The 15,678-nt window shown below is 57.7% G+C and carries 17 protein-coding genes; 4 read left to right on the top strand and 13 right to left on the bottom strand.

Annotated features, from left to right (window positions below; translation table 11 throughout):
* Window positions 1–13 precede the first annotated feature (13 nt).
* Window positions 14–709, bottom strand: a complete 696-nt coding sequence (locus ACOTTU_RS16950; protein ID WP_298921383.1) for a DUF1223 domain-containing protein — start codon at window positions 707–709, stop codon at window positions 14–16.
* Between the two features lie 227 nt (window positions 710–936).
* Here ACOTTU_RS16950 and acnA point away from each other — a divergent pair, with 227 nt between their 5' ends.
* On the top strand, window positions 937–3,624 hold the full coding sequence (gene acnA, locus ACOTTU_RS16945) for an aconitate hydratase AcnA (RefSeq protein ID WP_425659762.1): 2,688 nt from the start codon (window positions 937–939) through the stop codon (window positions 3,622–3,624).
* An 85-nt stretch (window positions 3,625–3,709) separates the two neighbouring features.
* On the opposite strand, the gene ACOTTU_RS16940 is transcribed toward acnA, so the two are convergent.
* Genes ACOTTU_RS16940 through yajC form a run of 10 tightly spaced genes read right to left on the bottom strand, consistent with a single transcriptional unit; the run spans window position 3,710 to window position 10,544 of the window.
* Window positions 3,710–4,252: a DsbE family thiol:disulfide interchange protein gene (locus ACOTTU_RS16940; RefSeq protein ID WP_425659761.1), complete on the bottom strand. Its 543-nt coding sequence runs from the start codon at window positions 4,250–4,252 to the stop codon at window positions 3,710–3,712.
* The gene (ccmD, locus tag ACOTTU_RS16935; RefSeq protein WP_298921376.1) at window positions 4,245–4,400 is read right to left on the bottom strand and encodes a heme exporter protein CcmD; all 156 of its coding nucleotides are present in this window, start codon (window positions 4,398–4,400) and stop codon (window positions 4,245–4,247) included. Before ccmD ends, ACOTTU_RS16940 begins: the two co-directional genes overlap by 8 nt.
* Window positions 4,400–5,128, bottom strand: a complete 729-nt coding sequence (locus tag ACOTTU_RS16930) for a heme ABC transporter permease (RefSeq protein ID WP_425659759.1) — start codon at window positions 5,126–5,128, stop codon at window positions 4,400–4,402. Before ACOTTU_RS16930 ends, ccmD begins: the two co-directional genes overlap by 1 nt.
* A 52-nt stretch (window positions 5,129–5,180) precedes the next feature.
* Window positions 5,181–5,837: a heme exporter protein CcmB gene (gene ccmB / locus ACOTTU_RS16925; RefSeq protein WP_425659757.1), complete on the bottom strand. Its 657-nt coding sequence runs from the start codon at window positions 5,835–5,837 to the stop codon at window positions 5,181–5,183.
* Entirely contained in the window at window positions 5,834–6,451 is a 618-nt protein-coding gene (gene ccmA / locus ACOTTU_RS16920; protein ID WP_425659755.1) for a heme ABC exporter ATP-binding protein CcmA, read from the bottom strand. The genes ccmB and ccmA overlap by 4 nt, the downstream gene beginning before the upstream one ends.
* 42 nt (window positions 6,452–6,493) lie before the next feature.
* Window positions 6,494–6,847, bottom strand: coding sequence for an Mth938-like domain-containing protein (locus ACOTTU_RS16915; RefSeq protein WP_298921367.1), 354 nt, complete (start codon window positions 6,845–6,847; stop codon window positions 6,494–6,496).
* Window positions 6,848–6,855: 8 nt separating this feature from the next.
* Window positions 6,856–7,608 carry a sulfite exporter TauE/SafE family protein gene (locus tag ACOTTU_RS16910; protein WP_298921366.1) on the bottom strand — a complete coding sequence of 251 codons (753 nt, stop codon included), beginning with the start codon at window positions 7,606–7,608 and terminating at the stop codon, window positions 6,856–6,858.
* The gene (secF, locus tag ACOTTU_RS16905; protein ID WP_425659752.1) at window positions 7,601–8,569 is read right to left on the bottom strand and encodes a protein translocase subunit SecF; all 969 of its coding nucleotides are present in this window, start codon (window positions 8,567–8,569) and stop codon (window positions 7,601–7,603) included. The genes ACOTTU_RS16910 and secF overlap by 8 nt, the downstream gene beginning before the upstream one ends.
* A 1-nt stretch (window position 8,570) precedes the next feature.
* Entirely contained in the window at window positions 8,571–10,232 is a 1,662-nt protein-coding gene (gene secD / locus ACOTTU_RS16900) for a protein translocase subunit SecD (protein ID WP_298921363.1), read from the bottom strand.
* 33 nt (window positions 10,233–10,265) lie between these two features.
* Window positions 10,266–10,544: a preprotein translocase subunit YajC gene (gene yajC, locus ACOTTU_RS16895; RefSeq protein WP_298921361.1), complete on the bottom strand. Its 279-nt coding sequence runs from the start codon at window positions 10,542–10,544 to the stop codon at window positions 10,266–10,268.
* Window positions 10,545–10,819: 275 nt separating this feature from the next.
* On the opposite strand from yajC, the gene serS reads away from it, so the two are divergent.
* Entirely contained in the window at window positions 10,820–12,112 is a 1,293-nt protein-coding gene (gene serS, locus ACOTTU_RS16890) for a serine--tRNA ligase (protein WP_425659750.1), read from the top strand.
* Here the strand turns inward: serS and ACOTTU_RS16885 are convergent.
* Entirely contained in the window at window positions 12,109–13,053 is a 945-nt protein-coding gene (locus ACOTTU_RS16885) for an NAD(P)-dependent oxidoreductase (protein ID WP_425659748.1), read from the bottom strand. The genes serS and ACOTTU_RS16885 overlap by 4 nt on opposite strands.
* A 115-nt stretch (window positions 13,054–13,168) precedes the next feature.
* Here ACOTTU_RS16885 and ACOTTU_RS16880 point away from each other — a divergent pair, with 115 nt between their 5' ends.
* Window positions 13,169–14,344 (top strand): 4Fe-4S double cluster binding domain-containing protein, encoded by a 1,176-nt coding sequence (locus tag ACOTTU_RS16880; RefSeq protein WP_425659747.1) that lies wholly within the window; start codon window positions 13,169–13,171, stop codon window positions 14,342–14,344.
* A gap of 346 nt (window positions 14,345–14,690) precedes the next feature.
* Here the strand turns inward: ACOTTU_RS16880 and ACOTTU_RS16875 are convergent, their stop codons facing one another.
* Window positions 14,691–15,287, bottom strand: a complete 597-nt coding sequence (locus ACOTTU_RS16875) for a TetR/AcrR family transcriptional regulator (RefSeq protein WP_425659745.1) — start codon at window positions 15,285–15,287, stop codon at window positions 14,691–14,693.
* A 95-nt stretch (window positions 15,288–15,382) separates the two neighbouring features.
* Between ACOTTU_RS16875 and ACOTTU_RS16870 the strand changes: the two genes are divergently transcribed.
* Complete coding sequence (locus ACOTTU_RS16870) at window positions 15,383–15,667, top strand: hypothetical protein (RefSeq protein WP_298921350.1); 285 nt, start codon at window positions 15,383–15,385, stop codon at window positions 15,665–15,667.
* The last annotated feature ends 11 nt before the right edge of the window (window positions 15,668–15,678 follow it).

Here is a 15,678-nt window from a genome sequence, read left to right as displayed (position 1 = left end):
GGACCAACGGCCCTTATTCAACACGTGCTGCGGCTAGAATTGGCCCCATGTCAGCGGCCTGAATAAGCACCACGGCCGGAGCTTCGCCTGGCGCCATGGCGGACATGGAGAGAGGCGCTCGCCCGTCCCATTCTCGAACCACGTTCCAATCCTGCGTCACATTGGCATAAGTAATTGTGCGGCCGGCATTCTCGCCTCGCGTAATGCGGGATTCCCGCTCAGGCCGGTAGCGCAACAACTGAACCACCATCGGCCCGGTGCCCGAACGTAACACCTCCGCATCAATCTGCACGCGGTCGCCTGCGCGGGTCGCATTCACCTTGACCGCCTGGGGATATTCCTTGTGGATTGCGATTGCCTTGGACACCTCCATCGGCTTTGCCCCCACGATGTCGGTGACGCCATTGACAATCATTTCCGGTGTATAGATCGACCGCCGTCCCGCGACCGTCGCATAGGCCCGTTGGCGTTCTGCGTTGCGAGGATCGGCAAATTCATCTTTCCAGCCGATGTAGTCCCAATAATCTACATGAAGGGCCAGAGCGATAACATCGTCTCGCTCGGCCAGTGCGTGCAGCATCTCATCTGCCGGCGGGCAGGACGAACACCCCTGCGATGTGAACAACTCGACAACCACCGGCGAGTTTTGCGCAAATACCGGCGCTGCCATAACGCAAAGCGCTGCAATACCTTTGAACAAACGGATCATGTGATTCCTCATTTTGGCCATTGGGCCTTTGCATCACCGTAATTTCTCTGCGCTGTAATGGCCAATCAAGGTTTCTTGAGAGATTGAGAGCCCATTTGCCTTGAAACGGTACACAATGGTATACATTTCTGCAAAACAGCACTGATTCCAGTTGAACTGCCCTCTCCCATAGGGCATTGAACGCGCAACCCACAAGATGATCCAGCTCAAGCCAGAGGAAGCCTCTTATGCCCATTACCGTTGGTCACGACACCTCCAAGACACGCAAGACACTACAGGTCGGTACGCAAAGCGTTGACTATTACTCCATTCCCGCCGCAACCAAGGCCGGTCTGGGCGATTTCGCCAAACTGCCCGCCGCCCTCAAAGTGGTGCTGGAGAACATGCTGCGGTTCGAAGATGGCAAGACGGTCACGACCGACGACATCAAAGCTTTCGCCGAATGGGCGCAAAAAGGCGGCAAAAACCCGCGCGAGATTGCGTACCGCCCTGCCCGCGTGCTGTTGCAGGATTTCACCGGCGTGCCAGCCGTTGTTGACCTCGCCGCGATGCGCGACGCGATCATCAGCCTTGGCGGTGACGCGGAAAAGATCAACCCGCTGAACCCGGTCGATCTGGTGATCGACCACTCGGTCATGATCGACGAATTTGGCAACCCGCGCGCTTTCCAGATGAATGTCGACCGCGAGTATGAGCGCAACATGGAACGCTACACCTTTCTCAAGTGGGGGCAAAAAGCATTCAACAATTTCCGCGTTGTGCCTCCCGGCACCGGTATCTGCCACCAGGTGAACCTGGAATATCTGGCGCAAACCGTCTGGACCGACACGGATCAGACCGGCGCCGAAGTGGCCTACCCGGATACATTGGTCGGTACGGACAGCCACACGACCATGGTCAACGGGGCTGCGGTTCTGGGCTGGGGTGTTGGCGGTATCGAGGCCGAAGCGGCCATGCTGGGTCAGCCGATTTCGATGCTGATCCCCGAGGTCATTGGCTTTGAGTTGACCGGTTCCATGATGGAAGGCACGACAGGCACGGACCTTGTACTGAAAGTGGTAGAGATGCTGCGCGCCAAGGGCGTCGTGGGCAAATTCGTCGAATTCTACGGAGAGGGTCTGGACCGTCTGCCGCTGGCGGACCGGGCCACGATCGGCAACATGGCTCCGGAATACGGAGCGACTTGCGGCTTCTTCCCGATTGACAACGAAACCCTGCGCTATCTGCGCACGACAGGTCGTGACGAAGACCGTATCGCGCTGGTCGAAGCCTATGCCAAGGAAAATGGTTTCTGGCGCGGCGACGATTACGCCCCTGTTTATACAGACACGTTGCATCTCGACATGGGCACCATCGTTCCTGCCATCTCCGGCCCGAAACGCCCGCAGGACTACGTGGCGCTGGATCAGGGGCAGATCGCCTTCCGCCGCGAAATGGAAGAAACCTTCAAGCGCCCGATGGGCAAAGAGGTTGCCGTCGCGGGTGAAGATTACACGATGGAAAGCGGCAAGGTCGTGATTGCCTCGATCACCTCCTGCACCAATACGTCGAACCCCTACGTGATGATCGGTGCGGGCCTCGTGGCACGCAAAGCGCGCGCTTTGGGGCTGAACCGCAAGCCCTGGGTCAAGACATCGCTGGCGCCGGGGTCTCAGGTCGTCTCTGCCTATCTTGAAGCCGCCAATCTGCAAGAAGACCTCGACAGCATCGGATTCAACCTCGTGGGCTACGGCTGCACCACCTGTATCGGCAACTCCGGCCCGATCCAGAAAGAGCTGTCGGACGCCATAGCCGAAGGTGATCTGGTGGCCACATCGGTGTTGTCGGGCAACCGTAATTTCGAAGGCCGGATCAGCCCGGATGTGCGCGCCAACTATCTCGCCTCACCACCGCTGGTCGTGGCCTATGCGCTGGCCGGAACACTGGACATCAACCTTGCCGAAGACGCCATTGGCACCGACAAGGATGGCAATGACGTCTTCCTGAAAGACATCTGGCCCACGAGCCAGGAAGTGGCCGAACTGGTCGAACAGACGGTCACGCGCGAAGCCTTCCAGACCAAATACGCCGACGTCTTCAAGGGCGACGACAAATGGCAGGGCGTCAGCACCACGGACAGCAAGGTCTATGACTGGCCGGTGTCCTCGACCTACGTGCAGAACCCGCCCTATTTCCAAGGCATGGGCAAAGAACCCGGCACGATCAGCAACATCGAGAACGCCTCGGTGCTGGCCATTCTCGGCGATATGATCACGACCGATCACATTTCCCCAGCCGGATCGTTCAAGGACACGACACCTGCGGGCAAATACCTGATTGAGCGTCAGGTGCCGCAGCGCGAGTTCAACTCCTACGGCTCCCGGCGCGGCAACCACGAGGTGATGATGCGCGGCACTTTTGCCAACATCCGCATCAAGAACGAGATGCTGGAAGGCGTCGAAGGCGGCTATACCAAAGGCCCCGATGGCGACCAGACGTCGATCTATGACGCTGCCATGGCCTATCAGGAAGCGGGCACGCCCCTGGTGATCTTTGGCGGCGAGCAATATGGCGCGGGGTCGTCGCGTGACTGGGCTGCCAAAGGCACCGCCCTTCTGGGCGTCAAGGCGGTGATCGCGGAAAGTTTCGAGCGAATCCACCGCTCCAACCTCGTCGGCATGGGCGTGATCCCCTTTGAATTCACCGGCGGTGACACGCGTAAATCGCTGGGCCTGACAGGCGAAGAAACCGTCTCGATCTCCGGCCTCGATACGATCCAACCTCTGCAAGAAGTGCCCTGCACCATCACCATGGGCGACGGCAGCACCAAAGAGATCACGCTGAAATGCCGGATCGATACCGCGATCGAGATCGAATACATCGAACACGGCGGCGTTTTGCATTACGTGCTGCGTAATCTGGCGCAGGCGGCCTAGGCCTCAAAGACTCGAAAAGGCTTTGACATCAGTCCAAAGCCTTTTCGAAAAACCGCAGGGCCTGCCGTGCACGCGTTGGGAGGGTTTACCCGTCCGACATGGCCTTTTCGAGAGCGGGCAGGAACCGCTGTTCGTAGTCACTGCCCACCAAGGGGCCGGCGAATCGAAACAAGACTGTGCCGTCCGCATCCAGAATGAAGGTTTCGGGCGGCGCGGTAACGCCCCAATCAATGGCAGTGCGTCCCTGAGGATCGTAAGCCACTGCTTTGAAGGGGTTCCCATCATCATCCAGATATGAGCTTGCGGGGCCTTCGGTGTCTTTGAAGTTCACCCCTATGATCGGCATCCCCTCACTGGCCATTTTAAGCAGATTGGGATGTTCGGCGCGACACGGCGGGCACCAGCTCGCCCAGAAATTGACCAATGTGACCTCACCTGTCGCCATCGCCTGTGGTGTAACGGGCGGGTAGTCCCCCAATGCGTCTTCGGTAATCGCGGGCGCAGGTTGGCCGATCATTGTGGACGGCAAGCGGTTGGGATCGTCCCGAAACATGCCGATCCCCGCAAGAGCAACAAAGCCCGCGAACAGAAGTGGCGGTGCGATCATCAAGGGAGAGACCTTAGCCATTTGTCTTGCTCCTTTTTTCCACATCTTCCAGTGCCTGACGCGCGGCGCGGCCCTTGCGTAACGTAAAGATCACGAGAAGCAATAGCAGCAACGACGACACACCGTAGGCCGACAGGACCGCGTCTGCATATTTCCCCAGATCGGGCATCAGGCACGCCCCTCCCGCGCTTGAAGCGCCCGGGTCCGCCGCAGGCGGATTTCAGTGCCCGTGCGATACAGGACCAGAGCAATAAACAATAGCACGAAACCCGCGATGCAGACCAACAGGGGTATGTAGAACACGTCTGCCACGTTTTCCTCCTTGTCGAGGCTCAGTGAAGCGCCCTGATGCAGGCCCTGATTCCAGAAGTTCACAGCGTATCGTGAAAGCACCGCAAAAACCGAGCCAACAAGACACAGCACAGAGGTGAGATCCGCCGCCGTATCCGGATCCTCGATGGCCTCCCAGAGCGCAATGTAGCCGAGATAGAACAGGAACAGGATCAGGAACGATGTCAGCCGCGGATCCCAGGCCCACCAGGTGCCCCACATGGGTTGCCCCCAGATAGCACCGGTAAAAAGAGCGATCAGCGTCATGACCACGCCAACAGGAGCGGCTGCCTTGGCTGCCAGCGCAGACACGTGGTGACGGCGGACCAGCCAGATCAACGAGGCCACCAGCATCATCACCCAGGCATTGATTGCCATCATCGCTGAGGGCACATGCAGGTAGATAATCTTGACCGTGGAGCCTTGGCGGAAATCATCCGGCGTAAAGAAAAACCCCCAGATCAGCCCAACCATCAGACAGGCCACCGCGAGCCCCCAAAAAACAGGCAAAACGCGCGCGCTTAGGTTCAGAAAACGAACCGGATTTGCATATTCCCACAAAGACATGCGCTTTACCTAGTCGCTTGCCGGACGCGGCTCAATGGACAAATGGCCGCGATCACCGCAAGTTCACCCGCAAGGCAACGGCCGAGGCAAAAGGCATGACGGCGATTGTACCGGCCGTGATTCCGGCCAGCATCAAAAGGGGCATGGTTGGGTCGAGCTCCGCTGCGCCGCGCCGGGCTGCTTCGGCCCCGAAAATGAGTGTCGGGACATAAAGCGGCAGGACCAGCAGCGACAACAGCAAGCCACCCCGTTTGACGCCGACGGTCAGCGCCGCGCCAAAGATGCCAATGACAGAGAGGGCCGGCGTTCCAAGCAGCAATGAGATCACCAGCCAGAAATATCCCGCTCCCGGCAGGTTCAGCAATATGCCCAGAACCGGTGATGCCAGAACCAGTGGCAGACCGGTTGTGAGCCAATGGGCCAGGGCCTTGGTGCTCAGTGCAGCCTCAAGGGGCAATGGCGAGGTGGCCAGCAAATCCAGCGTGCCGTCCTCCCAATCCAGTGCCAGAAGCCGGTCCAGTGACAGCAGGCAGGCCAGCAAAGCGCCGAGCCATAATATGCCTGACGCGATCCGGGCCAGAAGCTCCGATTGCGGGCCAACCCCGAACGGGACCAGAACCGTAACGATCAGGAAGAAAGCCAGTCCAAGGCCAAACCCACCGCCCGCCCGGAACGCCAGCTTGAGATCTCTGATCAGCAGTGCTTTCACAGGAAGGCCTCGTCACTTGCACCGGCTTTCACATCAAGCTTTGCCCGGTAGGGCGTGACATCGAGAACCTGCGCTTCAAGGCCAAGGTCGATATGCGTCGCGATCAACGCCGCACCACCTGACATCAGATGAGCCTGCACGGCTTGGGCAAACTGGGCAACCGCCTGAGTATCGAGCGAAACCGTTGGTTCATCCAACATCCAGATCGGGCGGGCCGTGACCAGCAATCGCGCAAGGCCAAGCCTGCGTTTTTGTCCCGCAGACAGGGTGCCGGCGAGACGTTCCGCCAGCGGCTCCAGCGCGTAGGCCTTCATTGCCCGATCAATCCCTTTCTGGCCAAAGACCTCTGCCCAAAAGGTAAGGTTTTCGGCAACGGTCAGCATCGCTTTCAGACCGTCCGAATGACCTGAATAGGCAATGGTCTCCTGGGTTCCGCTGATCTCCCCACCAAGCGCGGGTTGCAGCCCCGCCAAGGTGCGCAGAAGTGTGGTTTTCCCGGCTCCATTCGGACCCCGCAAGATCAGGGCCTGCCCTGCTGCAAGGTCGAATGACAGGCCTGTCAAAACGGGTATACCCCCCCGCTCAACACTCAGATCGCGCACTTCCAATACCATATTGCCAGCGTTAACCGATTGCACAGATGTACAAAAGCCCGATCACACCGGGATCATGGCCAGAGCGATACGGCGACCTTCACTCAGCAGAACATTGTAGGTGCGGCAGGCGGCAGGTGTTGCCATCACCTCAACGCCCATCCCTGCCTCTTCGAGTTGCGTGCGTAACTCCGTGGGCAAATGGGCCGTTTCCGCCCCGGTTCCCACGAAGAGCACATCGATGTCATCCACCAGATCCAACAGGCAGGCGCTATCCTTGTATCCGCCCCATGACTGTGTGCCACGCGGCCCTGCGAGGATCGGGCCCTGAAGAACCTTACCCCCGATCCGAAAGAACCCCGGCCCGTAACCTTCGACCGGTTTTGCATCGGTAAATGAGATTTCATTGAGACGCATGGGCCCTCCTATTTCCAGATCGGCAAGCCCAGAATAGCCGATGCGGCAATGACCAGATAGGCCACACGGCGGAAAAGCGCCTCGGCATCAGGGTCAAAAAGGCGCGCTCCGATGATATTTGCAATCACATTCGGAATGCCTGCGATCAATCCAAGGACCGCTACTTCCCAGACGAACAAGCCACTGCCCCAGAAAACCGCGATCATGACCACGTCAATGGCCAGAAGATAGAGCAGGAAATTGGCGCGAATGACAGCGATTGGCAGTCGGCTGGACATATAGAGCATGATGACCGGGGGGCCCGGGACACCCGCAAATCCACACATGAGCCCGCCGAGTGCGCCTGTTCCCACCGTCAGTCTTGGGGTCAGTTCCCCTTTGTACCGCCAGCCGGTCATCAGCAGGGACAATAGCGCAAGCACGGTGATGGAAACCACCCAGCCGAATGCATCGCCCGACACGTTTGCGAGAAACCAGATACCAACGGGGACGGCGAGCGTTGCGCCGATCATCAACCGGCCGACATCGCGCGGCGCACCGTCTCGCCAGGCCGCGCGCAGGTTAGGCAAGGGTCCAAGTAACTCCGCCATCATCATGAAGATCACGGCTGATACCGGCTCCAGAACCGACGATCCCACGGCCATGATGATCATGCCGCTGCCAAAACCCGCAAATCCACGCACCAGACCCGCCGCGACAACCGCGCCAAAGAGCCAGATCAATCCCGGGGTCGTGAAGACCTGCGCCAGTGCGTCAGGCATCTATATTGGCGTATTGGTTCCCGGCGTTTGCGTCTGGTTTGGACCAGTCCCGTTTCACGCCCAGATACAGCAGGGCGGCGGAGGCGACGAAGATCGAGCTGTATGTGCCGACAATCACACCCCAGATCATGGCAAAAACGAACCCGCGGATCACATCGCCACCAAGGACGAAGAGCGCAATCAGCGCCAGCAAGGTGGTGAAAGAGGTCATGAATGTCCGGCTCAATGTTTCATTGATCGAAATGTTCAGCACCTCGGCCAATGGCTTTTTCTTGAACTTGCGCAGGTTCTCCCGCACTCGGTCGAAAACGACCACAGTATCGTTCAGCGAATAGCCGACGATGGTCAGAAGTGCCGCAATAATCGCAAGGTCAAAGCGGATTTGCACCTCCGAAAAAACACCGATTGTGAGGATGACGTCGTGCACCAGGGCCAGCACCGCGCCAAGGGCAAACTGCCATTCAAACCGCAGCCAGATGTAGATAAGAACAGCCCCGATGGCCAGGACAACCGCGATGGCCGCGGTTTGGATCAGCTCGCCCGAAACCTTTGGACCCACTGATTCCACCGAGATGAATTTGATGTCCGGGCGAACAGTTTTCAGTGCTTGCTCGACAGCCTCGATGACATCCGCTGTCACGGCTTCCTGACCATCTTGCGCCTGAATACGGATCATCGCCACGTTCTGATCCGCCTCAAATGTCGGATCGAACACTTCGGTGATCGACACGTCACCCAGCTCCAGCGTCGCGATGGCGTCGCGATAGACACCAATGTCGACCGGCATCGGGCTCTCGGTCCGGATCGTCGTGCCGCCCCGGAAGTCAATGCCAAAATTCAGACCCTGGATCATGAAGGACGCAAAGGCGACAACCATCATAAGGCCTGAAATGCCCAGCCACATCTTCCAGCGCTTGAAGAAATCGAAGTTCGTGTTCTGCTTGACCAGTCTCAGACGCATATCAGACCTCGATTGTTTTCGGGCGCTTGCGCTCGAACCACATGACCACGAAAAGCCGGGTCACAAAAATTGCCGTGAAGACGGATGTCAGGATGCCCAGACCCAGCGTAATCGCAAAACCGCGCACCGGACCGGAGCCCATCGCGAAGAGGATCACCGCTGTGATGAAAGTCGTGATATTGGCGTCCAGAATAGCACTGAGAGCCTTCTCATAACCCAACTCAATGGCGCGCGCAGGTCCTTTGGACGTTTTGAGTTCCTCGCGGATACGCTCAAAGATCAGCACATTTGCGTCCACCGCCATCCCGACCGTCAGCACGATGCCCGCGATACCCGGCAGCGTCAGCGTGGCCCCGATCAGGCTGAGCAGGCCAAAAATCAGCCCGATGTTGATGATCAGCGCGATATTGGCGAAGAACCCGAACAGGCCATAGCTAAGGAACATGAACACCAGAACCGCCGCGAAGGCCACGACCGTCGCAATCTTGCCGGCGTCGATACTGTCCTGGCCAAGTTCAGGGCCAATCGTGCGCTCTTCCAGAAACACCAGTTCCGCAGGCAAGGCCCCTGCCCGCAGCAGCACGGCCAGACGGGTCGATTCCTCAACCGTAAAGCGGCCGGTGATGATACCCGACCCACCCGGGATATGACTTTGGATCGTCGGGGCGCTGACAACTTCATCGTCAAGGACAATGGCGAAGGGGGACCCGATATTCTCTGCGGTGTAGTCGCCGAATTTGCGCGCGCCAGAGGTATTGAACCTGAAATTCACCGCCGGACGGCCGTTTTGGTCAAATGCCGGTTGTGCATCAACAAGCTCTTCGCCTGTGACCACCGCGGCGGCCTCGATGGTGTAGAATGTGCCTGGCTCATCGATCGATGGAACAATCTTGTTGCCGATACCCGCCGATGCATCAGGGTCTGTTCCGCGCGTTACAACCGGGTTGAAAGTAAGTTGCGCCGTGGTTCCGATCAATTTCTTCAGCTCTGCCGCCGAACCGATGCCCGGAACCTGGATGAGCACACGGTCTGCGCCCTGACGCTGGATCGTTGGCTCGCGCGTTCCGGCCTCATCAATACGATTGCGAATGATCTCAAGGCTTTGTTGGATGGTGCGCTCATCCGTCGCCAGTCTTTCCGCTTCAGAAAGATTGACGATCAGCACGTCATCTTCAGCGCGCACTTCAATGTCGTTTGCCCCCACGCCCGTGAGGGTCTGAACCGGACGCGCGAGACCGCGCACGATCTCCAGCGCTTGGGCCATGTTTTCCGGTTGGCTGATGCGGATTCGCAACTCATCATCATCAGAGGGTTGGCGCCGAATGGTGCCAATGGTCGCGCGCTCTTGCGCCAGTGCCCGGCGTAGCTCCGGCCATGACGCTTGCATCCGCGCCTCGTAGACATCCTCCACCTGAACTTCGGCCAGCAAATGGGCACCACCACGCAGGTCAAGCCCCAGATTGACCAGCCCCGAAGGCATCCATTCCGGCCAAAGGCTCAGGTCACCGGCAAATTCGGTTGCGCTGCCGCCCAACTCGATCGCGGCGACCGCATCATTGTGTTTTTCAACATTCGTGTAAAAGGCGTTTGGAACGGCGAGCCACAGCCCGACCGCGCAGGTCAGCCAAATCGTGATCCGTTTCCAAAGATCAATCTGGAGCATAAGGACGCCTTTTCAAAGCGTTGAAGGGCGGTATTACTTCGCCGGTTCGGTCTTGGAGAGGACGGTCGCAATGGTGGATTGCACCACACGCACTTTCACGCCATCGGCGATCTCAAGTTCCAGCTCGCCATCGTCTTTGACCTTGGCAACTTTTCCGATGATGCCGCCCTGCGTAACCACCTGATCACCCCGGCGCAATGCGGAGACCATCGCCTGATGTTCCTTGACCTTCTTTTGCTGAGGCCGGATGAGCAGAAAATACATGATCCCGAAGATCAGAATAAGGGGCACAAATTGTGCGAAAGCTTCCATGTAAAATGTCCTTCTGGAGTGATCGAGACCCGGCAGATGCTGGCTCCGAATTTTGGCGGAACCTATGGTCTGTGACGCTGCTTTGCAAGGGACCCTGTGCAGGTTAGTTGAGCTTCGTATCCGCCCTCTGGCAAGCGCAAAAACGCCCTTGTGTAGCTTGGCGTGCAACGCAGCAGCCCATTCGCAGTCGTCAAAACTCAAACTCTTGGTTACGTGTCGGTAAAAGATCGGTCATAAGCTCGTGGCAAAGACGACTCAGACGAAGGACAGCAGCCATGCATGACATCCGTGCCATTCGCGAAAACCCCGAACGCTTTGACGCCGCTCTGGCGCGACGCGGTGATGCTGCAATTTCCTCAGATATCCTTACTTTGGATGAAGCGCGCCGCGGCAAGATCAGCGCGGCTGAAACCGCGCAAGCCGAGCAGAACAAGGCGTCCAAACAGGTGGGCGCCGCCAAAGCTGCCGGTGACGAGGCGGAATTTGAGCGGCTACGCGCCCTGGTTGGCGACAAGAAGGCCGAGGTCGCAACCATGCAGGCCGAAGCCAAGGAACTGGACGCCAAACTGACAGACATGCTGGCGCGCATTGCCAATATCCCGGCGGAGGACGTGCCCGAGGGCGCCGATGAAGAAGACAACGTTGAAGTGGCCCGTTGGGGGGAACTGCCCACCTTCGATTTTGCGCCAAAGGAGCACTATGAGATTGCCGGTGTTGCTGCCTCGATGGATTTCGAGACGGCGGCAAAAACATCCGGGGCGCGCTTTGTCATGCTCAAAGGGGCCGTTGCCCGCATTCACCGTGCGCTGGCGCAATTCATGATCGACACCCATGTGGATGAAAATGCGCTGACCGAGCATCAGACACCGGTATTGGTGCGTGACGACGCGATGTACGGTACGGACAAATTGCCAAAATTCGGCGATGAGAGCTACCAGACGACAAACGGCTGGTGGCTGATCCCGACCTCGGAGGTCACCCTGACCTATTCCGTGGCCGGTGATGTGCTTGAGGAAAGTGACCTGCCCCGCCGCATGACCGCGCACACGCTCTGTTTCCGTTCGGAGGCCGGATCGGCGGGGCGTGATACCGCAGGCATGCTGCGCCAGCACCAGTTTGAAAAGGTGGAAATGGTCTCCATCACCCATCCCGATGCGTCGGACGATGAACAAAAGCGCATGCTGCGCTGCGCCGAAGACCTACTGGAGCGGCTTGGCATCCCTTACCGCACGGTCATTTTGTGCACCGGTGATATGGGCTTTGGCGCGCGGCGCACCTACGATATCGAAGCCTGGTTGCCCGGTCAGAACGCATACCGCGAGATTTCGTCTGTCTCCACCACAGGCGATTTTCAGGCCCGGCGTATGAATGCCCGTTTCAAACCCGCAGACGGCGGCAAACCTCAATTCGTGCACACGCTCAACGGATCAGGATTGGCCGTCGGGCGCTGCCTGATCGCGGTTCTGGAGAACGGCCAACAAGCCGATGGGTCCGTCAAACTGCCCGATGTACTGGCCCCCTATCTCGCGGGCAAGACCACGCTGTCTGCAAACGGCGCTCTGGTCTAGCGATTAGGCGTCACCTCGTATCCGGGCTCTTCCGGCTCGTCATCCACGAGTTCCTGAGGAAAGCCCGGAGCGAGAACGCTTAGGCCTGTCGCTTCTTCCAATCGTTCGATCATGCGATTGGATTGCGCACGATCCCCATATCTGCGTTGCCCGTCGGACATCATTTCGATGAGCAAAGGCGAAATTTCCAAAGGCACGTCAAAGGTATCCGCCAGTTTTTGGAACAGACCGATATCCTTTTGCACGAGATCCATAGTGAAGTTCACGTCACGAGAGCCAGAGAGGATCAGTTGGCTCTCCGTTTCGTGCACAAACGACGTGCCCGAAGACATGGCAATCGCCTCGTATGTCATGCCCAAATCCATTCCGGCGGCCTTCATGACCGTCAGGGCCTCACATAGTGTCAGCAGGTTCGCGGTGGCAAGATAATTGGTCATCACTTTGAGAACGCTGGAATTTCCGACATCGCCCACGTGCAGAATACGCCGCCCCATGCAGGTTAGGATCGGCAAAACACGATCAAAGGTCGCGCGATCACAGCCGGCGTAGATGGAAATATTGCCGGTGTCGGCGCGGTGACACCCCCCGGAAACCGGACAATCCACCGCTGATCCACCGCGTTCAGCAACACGGGCTGCGAGACGTTTGACCTCGGCAGCATCAGTCGTCGACATTTCCATCCAGATCTTGCCCGGCTGCACATGTGGCAACATTTCTTCAAGAACGGCTGAAGAGGCAGCGGGCGTCGGCAAGCAGGTGATTACCGCATCACAGGCCTGCATCATCTGACTGGGGCTTTGCCCGTCCTGCGCGCCGAGGGCCTCCTTTTCTGACACGAATTCCGCATTTAAATCATGCACCTGCACATCGATCTTGTTGCGGATGAGGGAGCCGCAGAGCTTGCCACCAACGTTTCCCAAGCCAATGAAACCTACCTTCATCACAGTCTCCAGACATCTATAATTTGCGTCAGTTGATGTGGCCGATGTCTCTGAGTCGCGTCTGTTTGCGACCTTAGACATTGACGCATTCAATCCGCTGCGTAGGCTTGCCAGCATGCAGGATACTTCAACGCCACACGCCTCTGATGCTCAAGCCGGCATCGAAACCACCGATGCATTCGAACCGTTTGCGCAGAAAAACGACATCTTTACGCGCGCTTTTTGGGATTCGTCGGTTCAAACCAAACAGACAGATGCATTTTTTGCCTCCTATCGGATGGAAGCCATTCCAAGGCGCGGAGACGGATTTGGCCAGCGTGATTTTGCGTTGAGAAATGCCTCGTGGCTGATTTCTGACATCATGACCGACCGACATGCACAGGACGGTCGCCGGGAAGGGTTTCAAGCCCCCATCAGCTCGGACACGCCTGTGGCGCCTGAGAAGGTCAATGTTGATAGCTCGGCAGAAATGTCAAAAGAGATCAAACGCATATCGAAGTTCTTTAAAGCTGATCTTTGCGGCATCACCGCAATGGACCCGCGTTGGCACTACAGCGCCCGTGTGGACGTCAGAGACATGTCTGAGGTCCCGAATGATCTTCCCGAAGGCATCACATCCGTCATCGTTCTGGGTCACGAAATGGACGCAGATCTGGTTGCCACATATCCAGCGGCTCTGGCAGGGGCTGCCACCGGGCGCGCCTATAGTCAGGAGGCCGCGACTGTGATGCAGATCGCCGCCTATATCCGCAACCTGGGGTACGAGGCCGTCCCTTCGATGAACGATACCGCATTGGTCATTCCCTATGCTCTCAAGGCCGGGCTGGGCGAATATGCCCGCAATCAACTGGTGATCAGCCCTGAGTATGGCCCTCGCTTGCGCTTTTCCAAGATATTCACCTCGCTCCCCCTGGAACACGACACGCCGCAGCCTTTGGGCGTTAGGGCCTTTTGCGATATCTGCACCAAATGCGCAGACGCCTGCCCTGTCAAAGCATTGCCATTTGGCGCACCCGAGATCGGAGGAGCGAATATTTCTGCATTAAAGGGCGTGCGAAAGTGGACGTCTGATGCCGAGAAATGTTTTGGGTTCTGGGCCAAACTCGCATCGGATTGCGCCATTTGCATGCGTGTCTGCCCGTTCAACCGAGATTTCAGCAAATGGCAAAACCGGCTCTGGCTTCGGATCGCCTTATCCCCCTTACGGGCCGTCGCGCTTTGGCTGGACCGAAAACGCGGCGGCCGCAAGAAACCGAATGATTGGTGGGCAAATCAGTCGTCACCGCGGTGACGAAGAACGCCGCACATTTCCGTGCCAGTCTTCGCCATGAATGGGATCAACCTGTAGCCCGTCTTCCCAATTCGCTGAAGCGGACCGCTCCGGTGCCTGAGCCAGAATCAATCCAAACAGAACCCCAAACCCAACCAAGAGAACGGCCTGCGAGAAATTTGCTATCGCACGATTGGCCAGTCTTTTGCCCGGTATAGTCGTTTCATAAACCATGTGATCATCCTCTTCGAAACTTGCCCGATAAGCGGACACCCCTCGATATAGAGGCAGGCAACAAATTCTTAAAACGAATATATATCATGTATTGCATCACATATGTTGATTAAATGAGGGGTGCTGACACCCTTCAATCACGGCGCTGCGCCAGAACCGCCTTTCGCACCATTTGCCAGTATTGCCCTTCAACGTCTTTCAGCGAAAGGCGACCGCCTGCGCGAAACCACGTGTTTACGCCCGTCAACATCGCAATCACCGCAAGCGTTGCGATTTTCGTGTCAGGAACATCAAAGTCTCCTGAAGCAACACCTGCCTGCAAAATGGCCTCTAACCGGTCTTCATAGGTCTTTCGCAGGATTTCGATCCGGGAGAAATTTTCCGGCGTCAGGTTTCGCAATTCCATATATGCGATGAAAACGGCATCTGGGCGCTCATGATGAAACTGAATGTGGAATTGTACAAAGCTGCGCAGGCGCTCTTCGGGCCTCCTTATCGGATCATCCGTAAATGCCTCCAGCAAAGCGTCCATATGCCCACGCATCAGATCATACAGCAGTGTTTGCTTGTCAGGTGTGTAATTGTAAAGCGCACCAACCTGCACGCCCACTTCGCTTGCAATCTGCCGCATTGAAACAGCGGCAAATCCATGACGCGCAAAAAGCGTCATCGCCGCATCGCGCACCCTGGGGCCGGTTGTGCCTGAATGTGATCCTGCCGTGCGAGCCATACCACCACGTTAACTGAACGAACGTTCAAAACAACCCTTCTTGCGCCCTGTTGCCGCTTCGGGCAAGAGTGGAAAGACCAGACGGAGTTCGCCTCATGCGCATTCAAGCCCTGATAATTTTGGTTTTGTTGACCACGGGCTGCACGCAGTTCCCCGAAGTCGAAAACGCCACCGGCGCCGAGGCCGAGGCAGCCGATTACCCGGACCTCGTGCCCTTGGATCCGTTGCTGAGCCAGGTGGTCGCATCGGAAACAGATTTGGCTGCCGAAGAAGAACAGTTGCAGGCAAGGGCGTCGGGTTTACAAGCACGCGCCAACAGGTTACGCGGCTCGGTTTTGGCAAGCGAAGAACGCAACCGTTTGGAAGAAAGCCTGCAATAGACCCAAGCGCG

The sequence above is a fragment of the Roseobacter sp. EG26 genome (assembly GCF_049830555.1).
In the GTDB taxonomy this organism is placed as follows: Bacteria; Pseudomonadota; Alphaproteobacteria; order Rhodobacterales; family Rhodobacteraceae; genus Roseobacter.
Note: the sequence above shows the minus strand (reverse complement) of the source record. Positions and strands in the feature narration are given on the sequence as shown.

Bases quoted from the DNA above. Each gene is read 5' to 3' on its own strand.
- ACOTTU_RS16885 (WP_425659748.1), bottom strand. From the start codon at position 13,053: ATGAAGGTAGGTTTCATTGGCTTGGGAAACGTTGGTGGCAAGCTCTGC.
- secF (WP_425659752.1), bottom strand. From the start codon at position 8,569: ATGCGTCTGAGACTGGTCAAGCAGAACACGAACTTCGATTTCTTCAAG.
- ACOTTU_RS16950 (WP_298921383.1), bottom strand. From the start codon at position 709: ATGATCCGTTTGTTCAAAGGTATTGCAGCGCTTTGCGTTATGGCAGCG.
- ACOTTU_RS16880 (WP_425659747.1), top strand. From the start codon at position 13,169: ATGCAGGATACTTCAACGCCACACGCCTCTGATGCTCAAGCCGGCATC.
- yajC (WP_298921361.1), bottom strand. From the start codon at position 10,544: ATGGAAGCTTTCGCACAATTTGTGCCCCTTATTCTGATCTTCGGGATC.
- acnA (WP_425659762.1), top strand. From the start codon at position 937: ATGCCCATTACCGTTGGTCACGACACCTCCAAGACACGCAAGACACTA.
- ccmA (WP_425659755.1), bottom strand. From the start codon at position 6,451: ATGGTATTGGAAGTGCGCGATCTGAGTGTTGAGCGGGGGGGTATACCC.
- ACOTTU_RS16870 (WP_298921350.1), top strand. From the start codon at position 15,383: ATGCGCATTCAAGCCCTGATAATTTTGGTTTTGTTGACCACGGGCTGC.
- ccmD (WP_298921376.1), bottom strand. From the start codon at position 4,400: ATGCCCGATCTGGGGAAATATGCAGACGCGGTCCTGTCGGCCTACGGT.
- ACOTTU_RS16940 (WP_425659761.1), bottom strand. From the start codon at position 4,252: ATGGCTAAGGTCTCTCCCTTGATGATCGCACCGCCACTTCTGTTCGCG.
- ACOTTU_RS16915 (WP_298921367.1), bottom strand. From the start codon at position 6,847: ATGCGTCTCAATGAAATCTCATTTACCGATGCAAAACCGGTCGAAGGT.
- serS (WP_425659750.1), top strand. From the start codon at position 10,820: ATGCATGACATCCGTGCCATTCGCGAAAACCCCGAACGCTTTGACGCC.
- secD (WP_298921363.1), bottom strand. From the start codon at position 10,232: ATGCTCCAGATTGATCTTTGGAAACGGATCACGATTTGGCTGACCTGC.
- ACOTTU_RS16930 (WP_425659759.1), bottom strand. From the start codon at position 5,128: ATGTCTTTGTGGGAATATGCAAATCCGGTTCGTTTTCTGAACCTAAGC.
- ACOTTU_RS16875 (WP_425659745.1), bottom strand. From the start codon at position 15,287: ATGGCTCGCACGGCAGGATCACATTCAGGCACAACCGGCCCCAGGGTG.
- ACOTTU_RS16910 (WP_298921366.1), bottom strand. From the start codon at position 7,608: ATGCCTGACGCACTGGCGCAGGTCTTCACGACCCCGGGATTGATCTGG.